The sequence below is a fragment of the Nostoc sp. 2RC genome (genome assembly GCF_014222165.1).
In the GTDB taxonomy this organism is placed as follows: domain Bacteria; phylum Cyanobacteriota; class Cyanobacteriia; order Cyanobacteriales; family Nostocaceae; genus Nostoc; species Nostoc linckia.
Genome location: NZ_JACKZU010000110.1, coordinates 1 through 21,818, shown reverse-complemented (window position 1 = coordinate 21,818; position 21,818 = coordinate 1). Strand labels below are relative to the sequence as shown.

The 21,818-nt window shown below is 40.8% G+C and carries 15 protein-coding genes; 1 reads left to right on the top strand and 14 read right to left on the bottom strand.

The annotated features are described in order from the left end of the window. Positions 1-149 precede the first annotated feature (149 nt). The 10 genes from GNE10_RS14670 to GNE10_RS14625 form a co-directional block, all read right to left on the bottom strand. Positions 150-2,210 carry a ribonuclease catalytic domain-containing protein gene (locus GNE10_RS14670; protein ID WP_185565807.1) on the bottom strand — a complete coding sequence of 687 codons (2,061 nt, stop codon included), beginning with the start codon at positions 2,208-2,210 and terminating at the stop codon, positions 150-152. A gap of 220 nt (positions 2,211-2,430) precedes the next feature. Next, the gene (gene rpsR, locus GNE10_RS14665) at positions 2,431-2,646 is read right to left on the bottom strand and encodes a 30S ribosomal protein S18 (RefSeq protein WP_073639644.1); all 216 of its coding nucleotides are present in this window, start codon (positions 2,644-2,646) and stop codon (positions 2,431-2,433) included. Positions 2,647-2,648: 2 nt separating this feature from the next. Next, positions 2,649-2,843: a 50S ribosomal protein L33 gene (gene rpmG, locus GNE10_RS14660; protein ID WP_081603023.1), complete on the bottom strand. Its 195-nt coding sequence runs from the start codon at positions 2,841-2,843 to the stop codon at positions 2,649-2,651. A gap of 43 nt (positions 2,844-2,886) precedes the next feature. Continuing rightward, positions 2,887-3,444 carry an RDD family protein gene (locus GNE10_RS14655; RefSeq protein WP_185565806.1) on the bottom strand — a complete coding sequence of 186 codons (558 nt, stop codon included), beginning with the start codon at positions 3,442-3,444 and terminating at the stop codon, positions 2,887-2,889. A 296-nt stretch (positions 3,445-3,740) separates the two neighbouring features. Beyond that, positions 3,741-4,544, bottom strand: a complete 804-nt coding sequence (locus GNE10_RS14650; RefSeq protein WP_185565805.1) for a methyltransferase domain-containing protein — start codon at positions 4,542-4,544, stop codon at positions 3,741-3,743. Positions 4,545-4,664: 120 nt separating this feature from the next. Next, the gene (locus GNE10_RS14645) at positions 4,665-5,987 is read right to left on the bottom strand and encodes a salicylate synthase (protein WP_185565804.1); all 1,323 of its coding nucleotides are present in this window, start codon (positions 5,985-5,987) and stop codon (positions 4,665-4,667) included. A 486-nt stretch (positions 5,988-6,473) separates the two neighbouring features. After that, positions 6,474-6,971, bottom strand: a complete 498-nt coding sequence (locus tag GNE10_RS14640; protein ID WP_185565803.1) for a hypothetical protein — start codon at positions 6,969-6,971, stop codon at positions 6,474-6,476. A 311-nt stretch (positions 6,972-7,282) separates the two neighbouring features. Then, on the bottom strand, positions 7,283-10,453 hold the full coding sequence (locus GNE10_RS14635) for an efflux RND transporter permease subunit (protein WP_185565802.1): 3,171 nt from the start codon (positions 10,451-10,453) through the stop codon (positions 7,283-7,285). Between the two features lie 329 nt (positions 10,454-10,782). Beyond that, on the bottom strand, positions 10,783-12,135 hold the full coding sequence (locus GNE10_RS14630; RefSeq protein WP_185565801.1) for an efflux RND transporter periplasmic adaptor subunit: 1,353 nt from the start codon (positions 12,133-12,135) through the stop codon (positions 10,783-10,785). A 246-nt stretch (positions 12,136-12,381) separates the two neighbouring features. Then, complete coding sequence (locus GNE10_RS14625; protein WP_185565800.1) at positions 12,382-15,231, bottom strand: CHAT domain-containing tetratricopeptide repeat protein; 2,850 nt, start codon at positions 15,229-15,231, stop codon at positions 12,382-12,384. Between the two features lie 240 nt (positions 15,232-15,471). Here GNE10_RS14625 and GNE10_RS14620 point away from each other — a divergent pair, with 240 nt between their 5' ends. Further along, complete coding sequence (locus GNE10_RS14620; RefSeq protein WP_185565799.1) at positions 15,472-17,154, top strand: DUF262 domain-containing protein; 1,683 nt, start codon at positions 15,472-15,474, stop codon at positions 17,152-17,154. 113 nt (positions 17,155-17,267) lie between these two features. On the opposite strand, the gene GNE10_RS14615 is transcribed toward GNE10_RS14620, so the two are convergent. The 4 genes from GNE10_RS14615 to GNE10_RS35965 all read right to left on the bottom strand — a co-directional run bounded on the left by GNE10_RS14615 (position 17,268) and on the right by GNE10_RS35965 (position 21,034). Then, positions 17,268-19,241 carry a tetratricopeptide repeat protein gene (locus GNE10_RS14615; RefSeq protein WP_185565798.1) on the bottom strand — a complete coding sequence of 658 codons (1,974 nt, stop codon included), beginning with the start codon at positions 19,239-19,241 and terminating at the stop codon, positions 17,268-17,270. Between the two features lie 3 nt (positions 19,242-19,244). After that, positions 19,245-20,471, bottom strand: a complete 1,227-nt coding sequence (locus GNE10_RS14610; RefSeq protein WP_185565797.1) for a hypothetical protein — start codon at positions 20,469-20,471, stop codon at positions 19,245-19,247. 205 nt (positions 20,472-20,676) lie between these two features. Beyond that, positions 20,677-20,799: a hypothetical protein gene (locus tag GNE10_RS35970; protein ID WP_257207696.1), complete on the bottom strand. Its 123-nt coding sequence runs from the start codon at positions 20,797-20,799 to the stop codon at positions 20,677-20,679. Between the two features lie 112 nt (positions 20,800-20,911). Further along, positions 20,912-21,034 carry a hypothetical protein gene (locus GNE10_RS35965; RefSeq protein ID WP_257207696.1) on the bottom strand — a complete coding sequence of 41 codons (123 nt, stop codon included), beginning with the start codon at positions 21,032-21,034 and terminating at the stop codon, positions 20,912-20,914. Positions 21,035-21,818 lie beyond the last annotated feature (784 nt).

The window sequence follows — 21,818 nt, the reverse complement described above, 5'->3', positions numbered from 1 at the left end:
GGGTTGGGGAGGGGTCTTGTCTATGTGTCGCATTCTTTTTTCAAATTGGTATCACAAGGGAATTGGGAATCAGGAATAGAGGAGAACAATAACTCCCAACTCCTAACTCCTAACTCCCTACCTCCACAAAAACACTTTTTCACCAAGCCCTAATTAGCCGCTGATTGCGCTTCTTGATAAATTATTTCTTGGAATTGAATTAAATCTTTTTGTGGGTCAGCATGGATGACTTTTACTAATATTTGTTCGCCCAAATTCACAGAACGTTTGAAAGACATTGGTAATTGCAAGCCCAAATCTTCTAACAAAATTAGGGCTAAGTTACTGTCTTCCCGCAGCCACATTAACACTGTCACAGGCCAAATTTGTTCTGGATGACGGCGCAAATATTCCAAAGCATAATATCTATTAGTTTGCCGTTCTACCATCGTCACCTCTTGGGTAATGCTGGTGACTGTCATCATCACTTCTTTGAGTTGTTCGGCGGAAAATGGCAAAACTTCACCACGGAGGTGGGCTTTGAGTTGGAAGTGAGTCAATAGGTCGCTGTAGCGGCGGATGGGGGAAGTTGCTTGAGTGTAGGTATCCAAACCCAAACCAGCATGACGCAAAGGCGTAATGCTCATTTCACTTTTGGGCATACAACGGCGCATGGCGCAGGCGCGAACAAATCCTGCTGGTAGCTGGAGTAATTCTTGGTCTGGAGGTAATTCCGGTTGTGGCTGACCGCGAAATGGTAAGGGTATGTTATGTGTTTGACCGTAACGGGCAGCAACTTCACCGGCAAGAATCATCATTTCTGCTACGAGTTGCCGAGAGTGGGAATCGTCTAAAATGTCAATATTGATTTCGTCGCCTTTGACTTTAATTGCGGCCTCAGGCATGGTGATGCTAATTGCTCCTTGGGCATAACGCCAAGTTTTGCGCCGCGTTGCCCAGGTGGCGATCGCTGCAATTTCTGGTTCTGCTTGTACCCCTAATTCCAGCATTTCATCTACATCTTCGTAGGTGAGGCGATAAGTCGGCTTAATTAAGCTGGTATGAATGCTGTAATCTTCTACTGCCCCTGTTTTGCCTAAAACAACTCCAAAACTCAACGCACAGCAAATCCGCCCTTGTACCAGACTCATTGGCCCTGTTGCCAAGATTTCTGGAAACATGGGAATCATTCCCGTAGGTAAATATACTGTACTACCTCGTTTTCTAGCTTCTAAATCTAATTCATCTTCCGGTACTAACCATCTGGTGGGATCGGCGATATGTACCCACACCCGTTCACGACCATCGGCGAGTACTTCCCAACTCAAACCGTCGTCAATTTCTGTGGTAGTTTCATCATCAATGGTGTAGACCTTCAGGTGAGTCAGATCCAAACGGTTAGCATCTGAGTCAGTTGGTGGTAAATCCAAATGTTGTTGCGCCACTTCTAATACCTTTTGAGGAAACTGAACTGGAATTGAAGAACGACGCAGGAACAAGTTTTCATGAGGACTCCACCAACCCAAATCTACCAATAGTTGAAAGGCTCCTTGGGGTGTTGTGGGGCGTCCCAGCAAGGTCATGGTTTCTAATACTGGGGCTGAGGGAGGATAGGCACGACCTAGAGTGTCGTAATTTACTCCCATCCGCACGGTGTCAGCAAGTAGGGCTGCGTATTTTTCTATTCCTTCCAATCGCTGGCGATCGTGGCGCTGCCATTCTACTGCTTCACCTTTAAGCGCCTGCTCTACACGAGCCAAAAATTCCTGCTGTCCTTTAGCTTTGAGCGCCTCTACTTCCATCTGGTGCTTGCGTTCTGCAACCTGGGCAACAGTTCGGGCTTCGTAGGCCTCTCCTTTTTGCTTGAAATACAGTTTATCGTCTGATAACAGGCAATGGGCAGCGTAACAATGGGGGGCATCCGATTGAGAAAATAGCAGATTGGCCATTTCCTCTGGGGTGATTGTTTCCCCACCTTCAACCAGTAATTCCCAGGCTACTTCCAAGCTAGATGGGTCTAAATACGGCTTTACCTGCTCTAGAAACTTGGGAATATCCGAGGGCTTATAAGTCTCTTTGTTAACTGTATAGGTGACTTGTCTAGGCGCGAGGCTGTGGGATTGACTGCGTTCGTCCACCACAAACCAGCGGGTTTTACCGTCCGGACGTTCTACGACGCCTAGACGGCGATCGCCTTGAACCCTAAATTCAACTAGCGTCCCCTTCTCCACAACTCTCGCACTCTAGTAATTTTAGATTTTGGATTTTGGATTTTGGATTTTATAACTGGTGTGTTAAGTCCTAAATCCAACAATTTTTCATGCAGCAATTTATTTTACACTCTCTTTTTCAGATTTGAGATTTTGGACTTACACAGATTAAGCTAAATATTTCTTGAGATACAGCCTTTGTTGATAATCCAAAATCTAAAATCTAAAATCCAAAATTGTTTTAGCCTTCCGCGTTGATAAATGGCAATAATGCCACAATCCGCGATCGCTTAATTGCTAATGTCAACTCTCGCTGTTGCTGGGACGTAAGTCCTGTAATTCGCCGTGGCAGTATCTTGCCCCGCTCGGTGATAAACTTACGCAACAAATCAACATCTTTATAATCTATTGGTTCTCCTGGCTTAATTGGAGAAAGGCGACGACGGAAATAGCTCATTTCTACTTAATTTCCTTGTGAACGGTATGTTTATTACAGTGGGTGCAGAACTTTTTCAGTTCTAGCCTGTTAGTGGTGTTGCGGCGGTTCTTTGTGCTGGTATATCGCGATACACCAGGAGACCGCTTTTCTGGGTTTGTCCGGCACTCGGTACACTCTAATGTCACAATTATGCGGACACCTTTACTCTTAGCCATAATCTTACAAACAGTAAAGCCTGGAGAGAATTAACACAAATGACTATCTTCTCACATTCTGGCGGATATTATCAACTAATTTTTTGATTTTGATATCCAGCGAGTAGCCACGACGGGAAGAGACGATAAAAGTTCCGCACAAGCGATCGTGTAAAGCCTGTCGCATCTGAGCATCAGATAAGGCAGTACCGCAATCAATTGCTAAGGGAAACACTAGCAGTATAGCAGTGGGATTGGCTCTAATATTACTCAAGGCAATAGACACCAACAGCGCACCCAAGCCGATAATTGTCTCTCGTTTCAGTAGCGCCTGTAAATCTGGGATTCTACCGATTACTTCCCCATCCTTGACTTCCAGCACCTTTAAATCAAACGCCCAACGCCCTAAACTTTGTCCTTGATTGTTGTATGCCACCAGTACCCGCAAAATCAGCCAAAATAATACAAAAACTAGAATTTGAGCAAATTGAATGCCGACATTGCCACTTCCTAGCAAAGAACTGGTTAACCAGACAACAACAAAATCTAACCCCAATGCCATACCTCGTCGTCCAATATCAGCCTTGGGATAGTGTTTTTGCCGAACGCGTTCGATGGTCATACAAAACAAGTATTTTTATTTAAGGGTTGGGAAATAACGATCGCTCCTGTTTTTTATATTAAGATCATGGCTTAGCTACTTGCTGCCGTGTAAACCATGACTATCGATGGCGATCGCTTTGCTTGAGTCTGAAAAACTCGATGAGACCCCATGAGTAATTTTTTGTCACCTTTTACAAGACTATAAAAAAGTTTTGCTATTTTAAAAAAATAGGTGTAAATTTACACCTATTAGTTTCTTGAGATTATAGAAGAGCATTGAGCTTTCAGCAGCAAATTTTGTTCAGGCTCTTGAGATTATTTTTTTTGCCCAGTCACAATAAAACCTGGAAAACCTGCTAAAAAACGCCCTGATTCGTGCATTTTTTTTAATTGATTTACCCATTGATTTAAGTCGGATTCTGATATAGCTTTTTGATTAATAGCTTGCTCTAAAATTCCATGACAAACCCACATAAAGAAATCATACGGCGCTATATTAGTGTGGGGAACAAAGGTGATGTTGATTAAACCTAATTCTTCAAATATTTCCGGAAGTTTACAACCTATTAATCCATTGGGGAAACTGTCTGATATGAAGCCAACAATTTTGCGAGTTAAAGCGGGAAAAGCCGAGTTAACAAAAGTGCCGTCTAAGTAAAAATCAAAGATAGCAAGCTTTCCGCCAGGACGCAATACACGAATCATTTCCAACACTGCGTTCTTTGGGTTTTCTAGGAACAATAAAACACGTTCTGCCCGACACGCATCAAAGTTATTATCATTCATCTGGAGAGAGTTGGCATCAGCCACATAATACTTGACTGAGAGATTTAATTTATCTGCTCTTTTCTTCGCCTCTTCAATCATTAACTCACTTTTATCTACTCCCACAACTAAACCATTGTTACCAACAATTTGTTTTATACGTTGTACTTCCTGACCGATTCCGCACCCTACATCTAAAACGCGATCGCCTTCTTTAATGTCTAAATAATCGATGATTTTCTGCTTGCATACACGCACAGAATCTATATCGTCACATTTATCTAGAAAATCAAATAAAAATTTTGGTTCGTTTATTTTTTCTGGAGATTGAAATCCAATGGCTATATTTTGCATAACGTTTGTAGAAGATACTGGATGAATTGATAAAAAGTTGCCTGATAAAGGAATTGTATCTGAACTGCCAAATCCCAAAAATCAAAAAGTTATATCTCAGCCATGAATGGCTTGGGTTGATTAATACTTTAATACCAGACAGCACAACATAGTGTTCATTTTATTAACAGACTCCATGTACTCTTGTTCTGGGAGCGATTCTGCTACTATACCTGCTCCAGCATTTAGGTAAATCCAGTCATCATATTGATAGATGGAGCGGATGGCGATGGCTAAATCTACCAGTCCAGTGCTGTTTATCCAACCAATAGCACCTGCATAAATACCTCGTGGTTCGTCTTCTAAGCGAGCTATCCATTCCAAGGCCTCACTTTTATCAATACCGGACACAGTAATGCCTGGAAATAAAACTGCAAGAGCATCCCATAAAGTTTTCTTTGGTTTTAACTGACCGCTGACTCGCGATGATAAATGCTGTACATAGCGGTATTTCTTCACCTGCATAAAGTCGAATATTTTAACTGTCCCAGGTACAGAAAGTTTGGCAATCTCTTGTTGAGCAAGTTCTACGGAGAGCGCATGTTCCTTAACCTCTTTAGCATTGGTAAATAATTCACTATACAGGCGAGCATCTTCTTGGGAGTTTTCACCACGTCGCCGAGTGCCTGCCAACGGATTGGTAATAACAAATCCTTGATTGTCTATTTGCATCAATATTTCGGGACTAAAGCCTACAGCACGTACATCTCCTATATTCAGACAATATGAACGGGCAGAGTTATTAAGTTTCGTTCCGGCTATATACGTTTTAATAACGTCCAGATCTCCTTTGATTTTGACATAACGAGAAAGTATGGCTTTTTGTAATTTACCTGCTTGAATAGCTTGAATAAGAACATCTACTTTACTTTGATAACATTCCCTATCGTTATCAGTAACATTAATCGATATGGGTGTGGGAACTAACTCTGTTAATTGGCTATTAACTGATAACAATTTTTTGATTTTATCTAGGGATTTTATGCTTTTAATTTTTACTGTTTGTCTAGTAATGTGAAGTTCAGTTTCTGGCACAATAAAACATAAAAGTGGTTGCTGTATTGCTTTGGAGTAGCTTGAATAGAAGCGAACTATATCAAAAGCAATATAACCATAAGCCGTCCAATCTCTAATTAGCAAAGACGCTAATAAGGATTCTACTTGTTTAAATGGATCGCTAATAGGGACTGATAGCTTTTTTTCTGTATCTTCTAATGACACAGCCTCTAAGCTTACTGATACCTTAAATAATATATTACCAGCAATACGCACTTCGTCCTGCTCTTGATAAAAAATATAGTCAGAGATAACACCTGATTCCAGCAAATTTTGCAATACAATAATAGGATGAATTTCATCTGTTACAAACACTTCTTCGTACTCATATGTTGGTGTTTCGTTCATGAGATTTTATGATGATTGATGTATATTTTAAGAAAAAACTGCTGTTGCCACAAATTTCCGATACAAAAACTTGCTTTTCTCACTTTTTTCAGAAATGAAAAATGCTTCTAAATCTTTATTTTTATGGTAAATAAACGCAGATATTTAGAATTTGAAAATTTGATTTTCGGAACGATCGCACTTGCACTTGGTTGCGTTAAATGTAATAGGTTGCTTGCTTTTGATCCAAAAAGAGTATGCGGAAATCGGTAGGTGTTTCTAAGCCCATCGAACGAGCAATTATAGCTGGAAAAGACCAATCATTCCTATAAATTGCTCCACTTTGAGAATCTTGTGTCAAGCTAATATAAAAATCAATTACCCCCCCCTTTCCAAGGGGGGAAATAAGAGAATCTCTTTACATCAAATCGGTATTACTTTTTTGTAGTTGACTCTTGACTGCGAACAGTGTGATATTTTTTGAACTGTCAATCCCTTCAATTCAAATTATAAAGGCCCACCATCGGGATACATTACTGCCAGCCGTTTTTTACGGAGTTCGACTGTTTCTAGATAGACTTCTTCAATTTGTTGAAAGACCTCTTCAGAAATACCGAGTTTCTTTGCTGCTTTGAATACTACAGCCCGTTCTTTTTCACTATATTCTCCATCAGCACAACAAGCTTGTATTGCATCATAAATTAAGAAACGCCGTGATACATCGACTGAAGAATGTCCAGTAACGACTGTCTCGATATCTTCATCAGCCTTGTAAACTTTGAGTTGTTCAATGATTGCAGGGTTGCAATTGTAGGCATAGGCATATCCAATCACCCAATCTCTTTCTTCATCTGCTAGTGTTCCATCACCATTAGCACAAGTAAGCAGCGTTTTGTAATAAGATTCATAAGCTACGTCTACTGGAAGCTGTTTAAACCCAAATTTTTCCTTAAATAACCATAAAGTGCCTAAACTGCTCTGTTTGTCTTGAATATTGCTAGCCATCTTTGTTTTATATATATATTGTCGTAATTTACAATCTAGATTATTGCAGATTACAGCTTGATTTCTGCATATTCACGGTTTTTGAAAGTATAAAGATAACTAATGTCTTCAAGAATAAATAGGAGTTGAGCATCCGTGATATTACGTCTGCTAAATCACCGATAATAAAGAGTTTGTAGTGAGGACTTTAGTCCTCAAACTAGGACTGAAGCCCTCTGTGCGAGACGCTACGGGTAGCTTGCTTCCCCGTAGGGGTACACCACAAGCAAACATTTTTATTTAGTTTTATTAACCGGACATTATAAAAGCTTTCAGGTAGCTACTTTGTTTGGATTTTTGGAAACTGCCGATCGCCCTGATTTGCGTCCAGAGATATCGTAGAGTAAACCCATGAGTGCGGGTACGACGGTGGGAGTCAAAATGGTGGAAAAAGCTAGACCGCCAGTCAAGACGATGCCTAAGCCTTGATATAATTCTGAACCTTGACCTGGTAGCACTGCTAAGGGTAACATTCCCAGGACGCTGGTGCCGGCAGACATGAAAATCGCACGCAGGCGGTCGTTTGTGGCATTGTACAGTGATGCATCATAATCTTCGCCTGCTTCTTGGAGCTGCAAGGCGCGATCGACGAGCAAAATGGCGTTGTTGACAACCACACCAGTGAGGATCACAAATCCCAAGGCGGTAATCATATCCAATGCCACATTCATTCCTGGTATTTGGTTGGCAATTACTAAACTCAATAGTGCGCCACTCATGCCCATTGGTACTGTGGCCATAATGACCACTGGATAAAGGAATGAGCGATACAAGGCCACCAATAACAAGTAAGTAATTAAAATGGAAAACACAAATGCAGCCGCTAATTGACCAACGGTTGTTGCTAACTGGTCTGCGGAACCGGCGAATTCTAGGCGATAGCCTGTTGGCAAATTGGCACGCAAAGGAGCGAGAATTTCTTTTTCGGTACGTTCCACCAGAGTTGCGAGGGGTGCGTCTGGTGCAAGGGAAACTGTGAGAGTAATTGAACGCTCTAAATCAACGTGGTTAATGGCGTCGGCTCCTGTTGTTTCTACGATTTCGGCAACATCTCCTAGTTGCACTTGTCGTCCCCGCGCATACAAAGGTAATTGACGCAGTTGTTCTGGGGTTTCCACGGCAGTATTTTGCAATTCCACTGAGACATCTAGTTCTTCTTTGCCATCAATGAAATCGGAAGCGATGCGACCACCCAATGCGGCTTCCACCATTGAACCAATTTCGGCTTCTGAAAGTCCCACTTCTGCGATGCGTTCGCGGTTGGGAATTACTTGTAATTCTGCTGCACCCAAGACAAAATTCGATCGCACATTTTGTACCCCTTGGAGCGATCGCAATTTAGCGGTAATTTGTTTTTCTAAATCGCCAATTTGATTGAGGTCATCGCCGACAATATCGACTTCAAATTCTTTACCAGGATCGCGGAAAATTGAAATGCGTGTGGGAATAACAAAGCGGTATCCAGCAAAGTTACTGCTTTGGGCGCGTAACCTGTCCACCATATCAGTAAGTCCGGTGGTGGTGGCAAATTCTGGTTTTAAAATCGTGGCAATACCCCGCAATGCCCCAGGACGGTCAACGTACATGATGCGGTCAACTTCTGGTTGCGATCGCAGGAATTTTTGCACCGGTTGAGATTGGCGAATCGCTTCGGGTATGCTGGTTCCTGGTAATGGTTCCGCCCGCAACACAACTAAGTTACGATTTCCTTCAGGCAAATAATCGGCGGGTGGTAAGAGAAAAATACTAGTGACAAGTAAAACAAGGGGAATTGACAGTACTAGCAATCTGCGACCAATGCGTTTGCGTCCTAACGACCAACTAACGGTATTGGCGAGAAAGTTTTCTAGTTTACCTTGGAAAAGGCGAAAAACTGCCGATGTTTTTGCCACCATCCGCTCAAACCAATTACCTCCTCTGTATTCACCGCCCTGCATCATTTGTATGGCTTCTGATTGCTTCAGGAATAATCCTGATAGCATTGGTACTAAAGTTAACGCCGCAAACAGCGAAAATAACGAAGAAGCAGAAAGAGCGATCGCCATATCAGTGTAGAGTTGCCCCGCTTCACCGGTGACCATAATTAGCGGTACAAACACCACTACGTTGGTTAAAGTGGAGCCAAGCATTGCACCCCAAACTTCTTGTGTACCTTCAATGGCTGCTCGTAGGGCGCTTTTCCCTTGCTGCATGTGGGTGAAGATATTTTCAATTACGACGATGGCGTTATCCACAACCATACCCACTGCAAAGGCCAATCCCGCCAAACTGATGATGTTCAATGTGCGTCCAAATGCAGACATGACGATAAACACCATAATCAGGGTAGTGGGAATTGTAATTGCTACCACTGCAACGGTACGCATGGAGCCAAGGAACAGAATCAAGACAATGGTGGCTAATAGCGCCCCGCTAACTAAGTTACCTTGTACAAAACTAACGGATTGATTGATGTACTCGCTTTCATCGTAGTTGTAGACAAAGCGAATGCCTTGATTTTGCCTATCGAACTCAGCTTGGAGGGCGGCAATTTCGGCTCGGATGCCTTTAGCCACCTCTGGCACATTAGCACCGATTTGGCGAATTACACCAATGGCGACCCCTGGTTTGCCATTGAACACCAAGGCGCTATCTTGGGGTTTGCGTCCCATTTGTGCTTTTGCCACATCCCGCAAATAAACTATACCGGATTGGTCGCGGCGCAGCACAAAACCTTCAATGTCCGATAAATCCTGGGAACGGCTGACTGTGCGTACCCGATATTCTCTGCGTCCTAGAATTAACGGCCCGCCCCGGATATCGCGGTTGTTTTCCTGTAAAACTCTGACTACATCACCGATTGTAAGATTGCGATCGCTTAATGCCTTGGGATCTACCTTCACCTCAACTTCTCGTTCTTGTCCACCCACTACCAAAAATTGTCCAGTTCCTTGCACTCGCCGCAAGCGCGGAATCACCACTTCTTCGGCTAAATCTCGATAGCGGTTAGCATCCGGTTGAAATCCTTCTTTGGTATCAAAGGGAATCCACATCATCGGCGAACTGTTACCACCCACCAGTTCTACATTCGATTCTTGAGCTTCTGGGGGCAAACTTTCCACCTGTTGCAAGCGGTTGAGAACATCCACCACCCGTTCTTGTACATTAGCATCCTGAGTAAATTCTAGGGTGATGCTGCTGCGTCCAGCACGAGAAGTACTACTGATTTCCTGGACACCCAACACCTCTTCCATCTGTTCCTCGATGGGACGGGTAATTAAGTCTTCTACCTCCGTTGGCCCGGCTCCAGGATAGGTAGTTGTGATTGTAATTTCCGGGCGATCGCCTCCTGGTTGCAATTCCATAGGTAACTTTAACAGCGAAAATACCCCAAACATTGCCACCAAGCAAAATAAAACGAAAGTACCATGTCGCCAGCGTACTGCGGTTTCGATAAAGTTCATAGTAATTCGTAATTAGTAATTCGTAATTTACGCATTGTGTGGATTAGACGCTAAAACCCTTGATTTATCGTTGTAGAGACGTTGCACTGCAACGTCTCTATAGGGCGCACAATCCTTGAGATTTCGTTGATTTGGATAATTCACATCAGAAGTAATTCAGAAATTCATATTTGAAGAAGAAAGGGTTAAAGGAGAAAGAAAAAAGAAAAGTTTATCCCTCTGATTCTTTCTCTTTAACCGACTTCTGCAAGAAGTCCATGAGGGTGCATCTACAATCGGCGTTTGGTTCGAGGGATGATTTCGCAATTCCTAAAATCTCTGCCTCTGTCCTAACTGGGATTGACTATCTTCACAGGCGCACCATCTTGCAACCCGTCACCGCCACGGAGGACGATGGGTTGACCGCTACGTAAGGTGGGATGATAAATTGCAACATCTTTACCCATGTCAGCAACCATATCCACCGGAATTTGTTTGGCTTTGCCGTCAGCAACGGCGAAAACTAACCACTGATTTTGGCGTCTGGTTAATGCATTTCTCGACACCACAAAACTAGGACGATTCGAGGGGAGGTTGAGATTGCCTGCGATGGCCATTCCTGGTATTAATCCTGTGGTTGGTTTGTTAATTTGGACGCGCACGCGCTGACGACGGGAGGCGGGATCGGCGGCAGGAACTACGGCGGTAATGGTGGCGCGTTGTTTCCATTGGGGCAAGGCACGGGCACTGAGATCGATTGTCATGCCTGGGGTAACTGTACCACTGAGTTCTTCTGGTAACTCTAGGAAAATGTCTAGGCGATCGCCAGTTACTAAGGTGACAATTTCACTGGAATTTTGTACTAAATCGCCATTGCTGACATGGCGAGTTTGTACGATTCCTGATTGCGATGCCAAAATTCGAGTGCGCTGCTGTGCCAATTCGGCTTGGGCGAGGGCGGCTCTGGCTGCTTCTACGTTTGCTCTTTGGGCGGCGATTTCTTCTTGAATCGGCCCGGCTTTGGCTTCAGCGAGTTGAGCCTCGGCTTCTAAGCGTTCTCCTTGGATATTATTCAATTGTGCTTCGGCTTCAATCAATAATCTTTGGGACAAAGCACCCTCTTTTACAAGGTTGCTGGTGCGTTTGAGATTATCTTGTGCTTCCAGTTCTCGCGCCCTAGCAGATGTGACTGCTGCTTGACGTTGAGCAATGATTTCTTTGCGAGTACCGACTTCCAAACGTGCTAAATTGCTGCGTTGTTGTGCTAATTGCGCCCGTGCTTGGCTAATTGCCAATTGTTGATCGGTATCGTCCAAAAACGCGATCGCCATACCTGCTCGCACGCGATCGCCTGGTTGGACGAGAATTCTCTCCACAATTCCACTTGTTTGAGCGCGGAGTACTGATTGCTGACTGGCTTCCACTTGCCCTAAAAGCTGAACGCTTCTTGTAGCTCGTCCGTTTGCCAAAGCGATGGTTTCAATTGCCTTCGGCGCTGGTGCTTGCTGCTGTTGTGCAACAGAAGAACCCGGTGTCTCACCAGGAGCCAGCATCCGCCACAAAATAATACCACCAGTCGCCAGAAATAGAATGAGCAATCTCCAGAACCAAGGTTTACCCGAACGATTAGGCGCTAACTCAGAAGGTGTAGAACTATCTGATTCGGTTTCAATCGCTGAAACTTCAGCTTCAGAAGTATCCATATTCACAATGAGCTATTAAGGGTTAAAGATGGTGTAAAAGCGAATGGGGATTGGGAATTGCGAAAACTTTTCCCTAGTCCTGTTCCAAGTCACCTATTTAAAGTTCAATTATTTTAGATAATTGTAAAATTACATTACCTTTTTGGAAGTTTATGGGATAAATATGACAAGCAAATGTCAAGGTCAGTTGGGCATTGGGCATTGAACAGTCAACAGTCAACAGTCAACAGTCAACAATCAACCCCTTCACCTCCATTCCCCTTGTAATGTGAAAGCTGCCCAATAGTAAGGTGCAGCATATCTTTTAGTGCGCCAAATTTCTAGTTGGGCTGTTCGTAATGCTGCCGCAGGCTTTAATCCTTGTTGGAGCATTTTTTGATAAAATGCTTTCATCAGTTCTGATGTTGCCTGGTCATCTACGCTCCACAGACTCACCACAACTCGCGGACTACCTGCATACATAAACCCTCTTGTCAATCCTACTAATCCTTCTCCCCTCACTTCCTCTCCGAGTCCGGTTTTACAGGCACTAAGTACCACTAGTTCTGCTTTCAGGTTGAGGTTGAAGACATCGTGCAAGCGCAAAAAGCCATTTTGTGGCATTCCTTTGTCGTCAAATAATGACAGCACTATTCCTGATAGTTCTGGATGTTTGCTGTTGAGAATGCCATGAGTGGCAAAATGAATGATGTTATATTGACTCAAGTCCTTGCTAATTGCAGTGTTACGGCTTGCGGTAAAGTCAAAAGCTGACTTGGCTTTGTTAGCTGGAACAAGGGCGAGAATTTGCTCGGCTTCGTGGCGTGTAAATTTTAAACGCTCAAAATTAACTTCTGAGTCTTTAGCAGCTCTATTTAAAGCTAGGGTATTTAAATTAGGCTCTGTGATAACGGGAGGAGATGTTTGTATTTTACTTTGGAGGCGTTCGTCATCAAGACTAAAAATCGGATCTGCTAACACAATTAATGTCTTAGCAACTGGTTTGCGTTGTTTGTGTTCATTTCTGAGAATTGCTACTGTAGAAGCTGAGGGTAAAGTAATAATTTCGTGGTTAATTAGTAATGGTTCATACTTACTAGTTTTTTGGGAATTAGGTTTAGTCAGGGCGGCAAATGGTACATATTGCAATGCGCCATCGCTGACAACTACTAAGCGTTTATTTTCAAGTTGTGGCGCTACTGGTGCAAGTATAATTTGAGATAAAGTGTCTAAAGATGGACTATGTTTGAGATATGGAGTAGTGATTTCTTGACGGAATTTTTGAACGATCGCTTCAATCTCTGCACGCTTTGGTAGTTCGTAACTGGTGATACTTTTATTAGTAACCGCCCACAAATAACTGCGTTGTTCTCCTAAGGAATATTCTAAAAGTAACGTGTTTTCATCAAGTACTTGCTGTTGAATTTGAGCAAGTGAAAGAGGTTGCGGTTGAGTTAAAGCTGCATAGCGTGGACTAGTAGCGCGGATTTTTATTTGTACTTGCTGATATTGTTCTAGAACTGCTTCATTTTCTTTTTCTAAAGTTTGCACCTGGGCTTTAGTGTAATTTCCACCCAATAGCTGTATCCGGCGTTTTTCTAAAACATCAATTTGTTTTTGTAAGTCCCGTTCTTGAAAAAGTAATTTTGGTTCCACGCCTTGGCGAATATCAGCTTTAGCTTCTGTCAGCAGTTCCAAAAGACTGCGGGCGCGGGCACGTTCGCTAGTTTGCAGTGCTAGGGCATCATATCCTTTGGATGGTTCCTGTTTGTGCAGTTGCATCAACAAATCAATATAAAATTGATAATAATTTTGCACGGTAGCAAAATAGGAAGCGCGGAGTTCCTGCGAATTAATTTTGGTACGTAGGTCTTCTACAATGTTGATGACTATTTTTATTTTATTCAGGGCGCTGTTGAGATTTCCCTGTTTGCGTTCAGCAGAAGCCATATTATAAATAGCCAGAGCTTCCCCTCCTCTATTGCCTACTTTTTGGTAGAGAGATATAGCTTGTTGATAATAATTTAATGCCTTGGGCTGTTCTCCTAGATCTGAATAAATCAGACCAATATTATTAAGATTAGCTGCTAAGCCTAATTTATTTTCTACAAATTCAAATAAAGGTAGAGATTGATTAAAATAATCTAGGGCTTTTTGTTTTTCTCCTATTTTAGAGTAGATATTTCCGATGTTGTTTAATGTGCGAGCTTCTCCTGATTTATTACCTAAATTTTTGGTGATAACTAAGGATTTTTGCAAAAATTCTAACGCTTTTTGTTCTTGTTGTAAATCTGAGTAAACTGTAGCGATATTATTAAGCGCCGTAGATGCTGCTAACTTATCTCCCATTTCTTGATTTAAAGCCAAAGATTGATTAAAATAATCTATTGCCTTTTGCTGTTGTCCTAAATTTAAGTAAATCAAACCAATATTATTAATAGTACGGGCTTCGCCTATTTTGTCTCCCACTTCACGCCGGATAATTAGGGATTGTTGAAAATAATCTAATGCTTTTTGTTCTTCTCCTGAGTTGATATAGACATTACCAATATTATTGATAATACGGGCTTCTCCGGTTTTATCTTTAATCTCTCGCTTGATTAACAAAGCTTGATGAAAAAAATCGAGCGCTTTTTGTAATTCTCCGATATCTGAGTAGACGCTGCCAATATTGTTGAGGGTAATGGTTTCCCCCATTTTATCTCCTATTTGTCGTCTCAATAATAGGGCTTGATTTAAATAAAAAAGTGCTTTTTGTTGTTGTCCTAAATCTGAATAAATTTTGCCGAGATGAGCGACAGTAAAAGCTTCTGATGAGCGATCGCCAATTTTTTGATAAAGTGGAAGGGCTTGTTCAAATTTAGCGATCGCTTTTAACAAAGATTCTCCAGTTCCTTGTTCGTATAGCTGCTTTCCCTCTTGATATAATGCATTAGCAGCAGCGCTAATTGCATCATTAGAGGATGTTTGCTGTGCAATATTTAGTGGATATTCTTGAGCAATTGCAATATTTGATTCTGTAAATAATAAAAAACTGCTAAACAGCACAACACTACCACTTGCTACAAATGGCAAAAATTTCCATTGTCTGGAGTCAGATATTTGAAATTGAGTCATATACATCTGTGTTTTTCTCGGTTCCAAGATTTAGAATTCCCAAAAGCAAGTAAAAAATGTAATATGCCTACACACGGTCAAGGAATGGCAATTTTTCAAAGCAGAAGCTACGCAAACATAGGTAGATTCTATATGTAGTCAACTATCTGTGATTTGTGGCGATCGCAGCAATTAGTGAGTTAAACTGCGTTTGATTAGGGAATCTAGCATCACATTATACTCAGGTAGTACTTGAAATTTATGCCAGTAGCCATTCATGCCGCAGAAAAAGCATTATACAGGGTTTTTAGTAACGACTTTGCATTTTCCATACCAGCCTATCAGCGTCCTTATGCTTGGACAAAAGACCAAGCAAGTGAGTTGTTAAATGATTTGCTGTCTTTTTTAGGGAATAATTCAGAAATTACAGCCGATACTAACCCTTATTTTTTGGGAAGTATAGTTTTGATTAAGAGTGAAGACGCTGCTAAAGCTGATGTAGTTGATGGTCAGCAACGTCTAACAACTCTGACAATTCTTCTAGCTGTTCTACGAAGTTTACTCAGTGAAAAGAATGCATCAAGAATTACAAAATATCTTTATCAAGAAGGTGATGAATTTGAAGGAACATCTGATTGTTATCGCCTCAAATTACGCGAACGAGATGAAGATTTCTTTCGTAACTATATCCAAAGCGAAAATGGATTAGATCATCTTCTCAAACTCGATGCTTCTCAGTTAACTGATAGCCAAAGAAACATTCAAGCAAACGCCAGCTATTTTCGTGAGGAATTATGTAAACGTTCTGAGCATGAGCAAAGTCGTTTTATTCATTATCTAATGACACACTGTTTTTTAGTAGTTGTTTCTACGCCGGATCTTGATTCAGCTTATCGGATATTTTCTACTTTAAATGCGCGTGGTCTAGACCTCTCGCTCAGTGATTTTCTCAAATCAGAGATTATTGGAGCAATCGATTCATCTCAACAAGATAAATATACAAGAATTTGGGAAACTCAAGAAGAAGATTTGGGCCGAGAAAAGTTTCAAGAACTATTTGCTCATATCCGCATGATAGATCGTAAGGCTAAACCGCGTAAGACAACTCTCAAGGAATTTATTGAAGATATATTACCTCAAATACAGCCGTATAAATTTATTGATGAGGTATTAAAACCTTATTCTCATGCGTTAGAAATTATCAATACAGCAAATTACCGGGGTGATAAGGATGCGGAAACAATTAATTCTTTGCTGAAATGGTTAAATCAAATAGACAACTTTGATTGGATACCACCTGCAATTTTGTATTTTTCTAAAAATAGCCATACTCCTGAGAAATTAAAACAGTTTTTTACCGATCTTGAGCGATTAGCAGCAGGTCTAATGATTTTGCGTGCTGACATCAATGACCGTATAGGAAGATATGCCAAACTTCTCGATGCTATTGAAAAAAATCTTGATTTATATGCATTAGAATCACCTTTACAGCTAACTACTAATGAAATAAATCGAATTATTAAAACCCTTGATGAAGATTTATATCTAATCAAGCGAATTAGGCAATATGTTCTGCTACGCCTTGATTCAGCACTTTCTGGAGGTGGAGTAAATTACGATTATTCAGTTATTACAGTTGAACACGTACTTCCTCAGAACCCAAGTGAAGGTAGTAAATGGCTCCAATGGTTTCCGGATGAAGAAGAACGCATCCAATATGTGCATCGCATAGGTAATTTAGTGCTGCTTTCTAGAAACAAGAATTCCGAGGCGCAAAATTACGATTTTGATAAAAAGAAAGAGAAGTATTTTCTCAGTAAAAAAGGAGTTTGTCCTTTTGTGTTGACAACCCAAGTTTTACAGCAATCTGTATGGACTCCAGAAGTGATTCAGCAGCGTCAAGAAGATTGTTTGCAAAGTCTAAGAAAAATCTGGCGGCTGTAATACCAATTCACCGAAATTTTGATGCAGATGCAAGAATTGGAGCGATATCTACAACATCGCTCCATAAATTCCTAGCAAAGAATATTCTGAATATTGCTAAAACAATTTGATAGCTATCCCTTGCTCAGACTAGATAAACTTTCCTCCACTTCTGCACGGTCTGACGCATCGGGATTGAGACGAAGATAAGTTTGGAGGTCGGTAGATGCAGCCTCAGATTGTCCTAAACTAATTAATACGATGGCGCGATTTTGATAGAAGTCTGGGTTGTTTGGTGATAAAACAATGGCAGCTTCTAAATCACTTAAAGCCTCTGTTAGTTGTCCGAGTTCATAGTGGAGTGTGGCTCGATTTGCTAATAATAAAGGTTGTTGTGAATTTACAGCAATTGCCGCATTATAATCTAATAAAGCTGCTTCTAGATGTCCCCCTGCTTCCAAAGCTTGAGCGCGACCAATCAATGCTGGAGTTTGAGTTGGTTCTAAATCCAAAGCAACTGAATAAGCTTTCGTTGCTTCTTCCAGCAGATTTTTTAAATGATAGCAATGTCCGATATTCATCCACACTTCATAGTATGGTGGACTTAGCTCAATAGCTTGGTGATAATCATTCAATGCATTTTCTAAATGACCCATGCGTTGATAAACATTACCGCGATCGTTGTAGTATTCAGAGTAGTTTGGATCGGCGGCGATGGCAGATGTAAAATAAATCACGGCTTCTTCCAATTCACCCATTGCTGCGTATACTTGAGCAATGTTGTAGTCTAAAACTGAGCGATGTAATCGATGTTGACCTTCACTCAAGTGATTTTTGAATTCTTCAATTGCTGACTTACAAAGTACGATGGCTTCTTGGGGAAAACCTTGACGGTGTTTAACAAGTGCTAAACCGTTCATATCGAAAGCTGTCATAAAATGTCTATCATCAGCCGGAATATCTGCTGTTGAATCTGCTAAGATGCTCAGACTGCGATTGAGATAATCTTCAGCTAAAGTATGGTCGTGTTCCGGGAGAAAACGAGTATGGAACATTGCCATTATGTAATAAGCTCGAACCAACTGCGCTGGTGCATCAAGTTTGAGGAGAGCTTCTTCTTGAACGATTTGATATGCCTTGGTAATATTTCCTGTGGTTGCGTAACAATTAAAAAGATTCCCGACCATATTCCATCGCATGTTATTGTCTTTTCCACAAAGACAGTCAAGTTGAGCAGCAACAGGTTGGCAATATATTAATGCATCTTCATAAAAACCTTGGTGATTATAAACTCCCAACAGTCTTGCTTGCCAAATTAATGCTTTTTCTGGTTGGTCGCTTTGTAACCAATAGGAAACCAGCCTCGGCCCGTGAATTTCTAATTCAATAGAATCTCTACCAATTTGTTCCTCCAACTTTTGCGCCAGTTGCGACATTTGTTCTGGGGAAACTATTACTTCTGGTTTTGCTGGTAATTGCAAGCTAATTTTTTCTGCTAAAAACTGATGATTTAAATGAGCGATCGCAGTTTCGCCAATATTAGGAGCAGTTGCCAAAAGCAAACTTAATTTTAGTTTTTTTCCCCGACGACGAACGAGTTCCGCAAAAAAGCGACGCACTAAAAATCCGGCTTTTTCGTAATCGTTACACGCTATTAACCAAGGTGAAGCATCTGTGTAATCATACCAGGAATCTAGTAAATTAATTACCCCATGTATGATTCTATAAGCTCTATCTAAAGGATAATTCCTAACCCTTTCTTCATCAACAGAACTGTCTGTTAAATTTGGGTTACTTACTGAAATTTGACGCCTTAATGCAGGCAAAATCATTGCTAATTCATAGCTATGTTTTGCAATTAGATGTGGTGCTTTTTCTTGAATATCTGGTAAAATCTGATTCAGCCATTCATTTAATCCAGACCATAATCCATCTCCTTGGGTATTAAAAGATAGCAACCAAGTTTTTGCTTTTTTTTCTGCACCTAATTGTAACCATTGCTGCAAAATTTCTAATCTTTCATTACCAGATTCTGCTTCTAATAAAATAACTTTACCGATTTCTGGTTGTTGTAAAATAGTTTGTTCGATAGTATTGTGGCGCTTCATAATTTAACTCCTTTTCGGATGACGTAAACTGTTAATCCAAAGAAAAATACCAAGACCTTGAATTCCAAAAACTAGCAATCCCATTACTAAGGCATCGGTGAAAGCATAAGGATTAGATTCATACCCTGCGCTCAACGTGCCTAAAAGCAAGGAAGCATAATTCCACAATGTTGGAATCCCAATGAATAAGAGCGACCAAAATGCAGCAATGTGACCTAAAACGTAGATAACAGAGTAACAGCGAATCACTCGCATTTCGCCTCTAGGAATAGAGGATTGGTCAGCAATTCGAGAAAATTTGAATAATTTAAATATTTGGTTTTGTAAAAAAATCTTTGTATCCTTCATCAGACTTCTACATCTAAAAAAATTCGCAATGACGTAGTAAAAATCAGTCCGAACAAAGAAATAGCATTGCCAAATTAAACCGAGTAGATAACTTAAAACAATGGCTTGTATTAGCTGTAAAGCAATAGGATTAATCGCTACCCATTTTTCTTGTTGAGCAAACAAAATCAGCAGCAATACAGAAGTTAAAACAACATCTAGCAATGGCCCCGCCAGAAAAGGTAAATACCGCTGATTTCGAGGAACACCCCATATCCCCGTCATATCCGTTTCTGCTACGAGTATCCAAAGGCGATTGCTAAGTCTTAATTGACAAGAAACACCCACAGCTTTAGCAGCCACTAAATGAGCCATTTCATGTAGAAAGACTGCAACGACATTAATTCCAGTTAAAATTAATGTCATCATTGTGACATTTTTAGTAAATACAAAGGCTTGATAACCAGGCATAATTCCTGGTTGAAAAACAAGAGCAGCTAAAGCCAGTACTATGACTAATATAGAACCAATTAAGACTTTTTGACTGAATATCTTTTTAGCAAAAGATTCAGAAATCCAAGTGAAGTGATTTGTTTGCTTTGGTTGCTTGGTATGTGTTGGTAAAACTATTTGTTTGGAAGAAAGAATATTCACAAAATCGTTTTCTTCCAAAACCTCTAACAAACCTTCAATATCTGGCAATTCATGATATTTTTGTTGATAAAGTCGTTGTGCTTGTCCAATGGTATTGCCAGCAGCCAAATAATCTAGTAACTCTATTGCATCAGAAGGTAATGCTAGAAAAATATTAGTATCTACTCTACCAATAATGAATTCATTTCCTTCAGATTGGCGAGTGAACGGATAAATAGAAACCAGAGCATCGGCAGGATATCTTGTCACTTCAAGTTTCCTTCCTAATCTAATGTTGTAATCAGTCAAAATTGCTAAATTTAGGAGCTTTCTCTGTATCTGGAGCGCATCTGTATAAGAGAAAAATATCTATTAATCAGTGGTGGTTTACAATCCACCACTAATTTCAGAGAAAGTTTGTAGTTAATTCAATGAACTACTTAAATAAATGAAATAGCTCATTGATTGTTTTAGCCTACCAGCAACTACTACAAATCCAACAGACATAAGCGGCTGCTCTGGTTGTTCTGAGGGTTTCAACTTCACGAATTACAAACTTCTTCATTGTTTTAGGTTGAATAGCTTCTACAGTTTTCATTGTTGTTTCTTCCTTTAATGTTTGTTTGGGGAGATATTTTCTACCCTTAGGTTTATGAATACAAAAAACAATCAGATAAAACTAGGGGAGGTAATTGAATTAATTTCCCGAATTACCAACAACTACTACAAATCCAACAGACATAAGCGGCTGCTCTAGTTGTTCTGAGGGTTTCAACTTCACGAATTACAAACTTTTTCATTGTCTTAGGTTGAATAGCTTCTACAGTTTTCATTGTTTTATTCCTTGAATGTTTTGTTTGAGAGATATTCTTTACCCTGATGTTGATGAATATAGAGAACAATCGGGTAAAACTAGGGGAGATAATTGAATTAATTTCCTGAATTACCAACAACTACTACAAATCCAACAGACATAAGCGGCTGCTCTAGTTGTTCTGAGGGTTTCAACTTCACGAATTACAAACTTTTTCATTGTCTTAGGTTGAATAGCTTCTACAGTTTTCATTGTTTTCCTTGTTTTGATGTTTTTTGAGGCAACTTTCTCTGCCCTTGTGTTTATGAATATAAAGAGCGATCGGGTAGAACTAGGGGAGACAATAAAATTAATTTGAAAAATTTTCAGCAGTGCTTTAATGCATTTAATATCATGTCTGCATAATTAGTTATGATTCCCACAGTCATTGCATCCCACACCCCACGATTTTTCGCTATCTCAACAGATGTAGAGACGTTGCATTGCAACGTCTCTACCTACCATTTGGTGGGTAAACGATGGGTCTGACCCCCCATTTGCCAGCTACATCTTGCTAACAAGAGGGGATGGTCGGTAAGACAGAGGCTACCGCAAAGAACGCAAAGAAGACACAGCGCGGTATTTTTGGTTTCCACATTGCAAGAGGTCTGATGTATTTGAAACCTTTCCCCTTTTCCCTTTCCCCTTTTCCCTTTCCCCTTTCCCCTTTCCCCTTTCACCTTTCCCCTTTCTCCTTTCCCCTTTCCCCGCACCGTATTAATCCCCCTACGATTTTTGCTTAGGAATTTACCCTTCAATTCCTT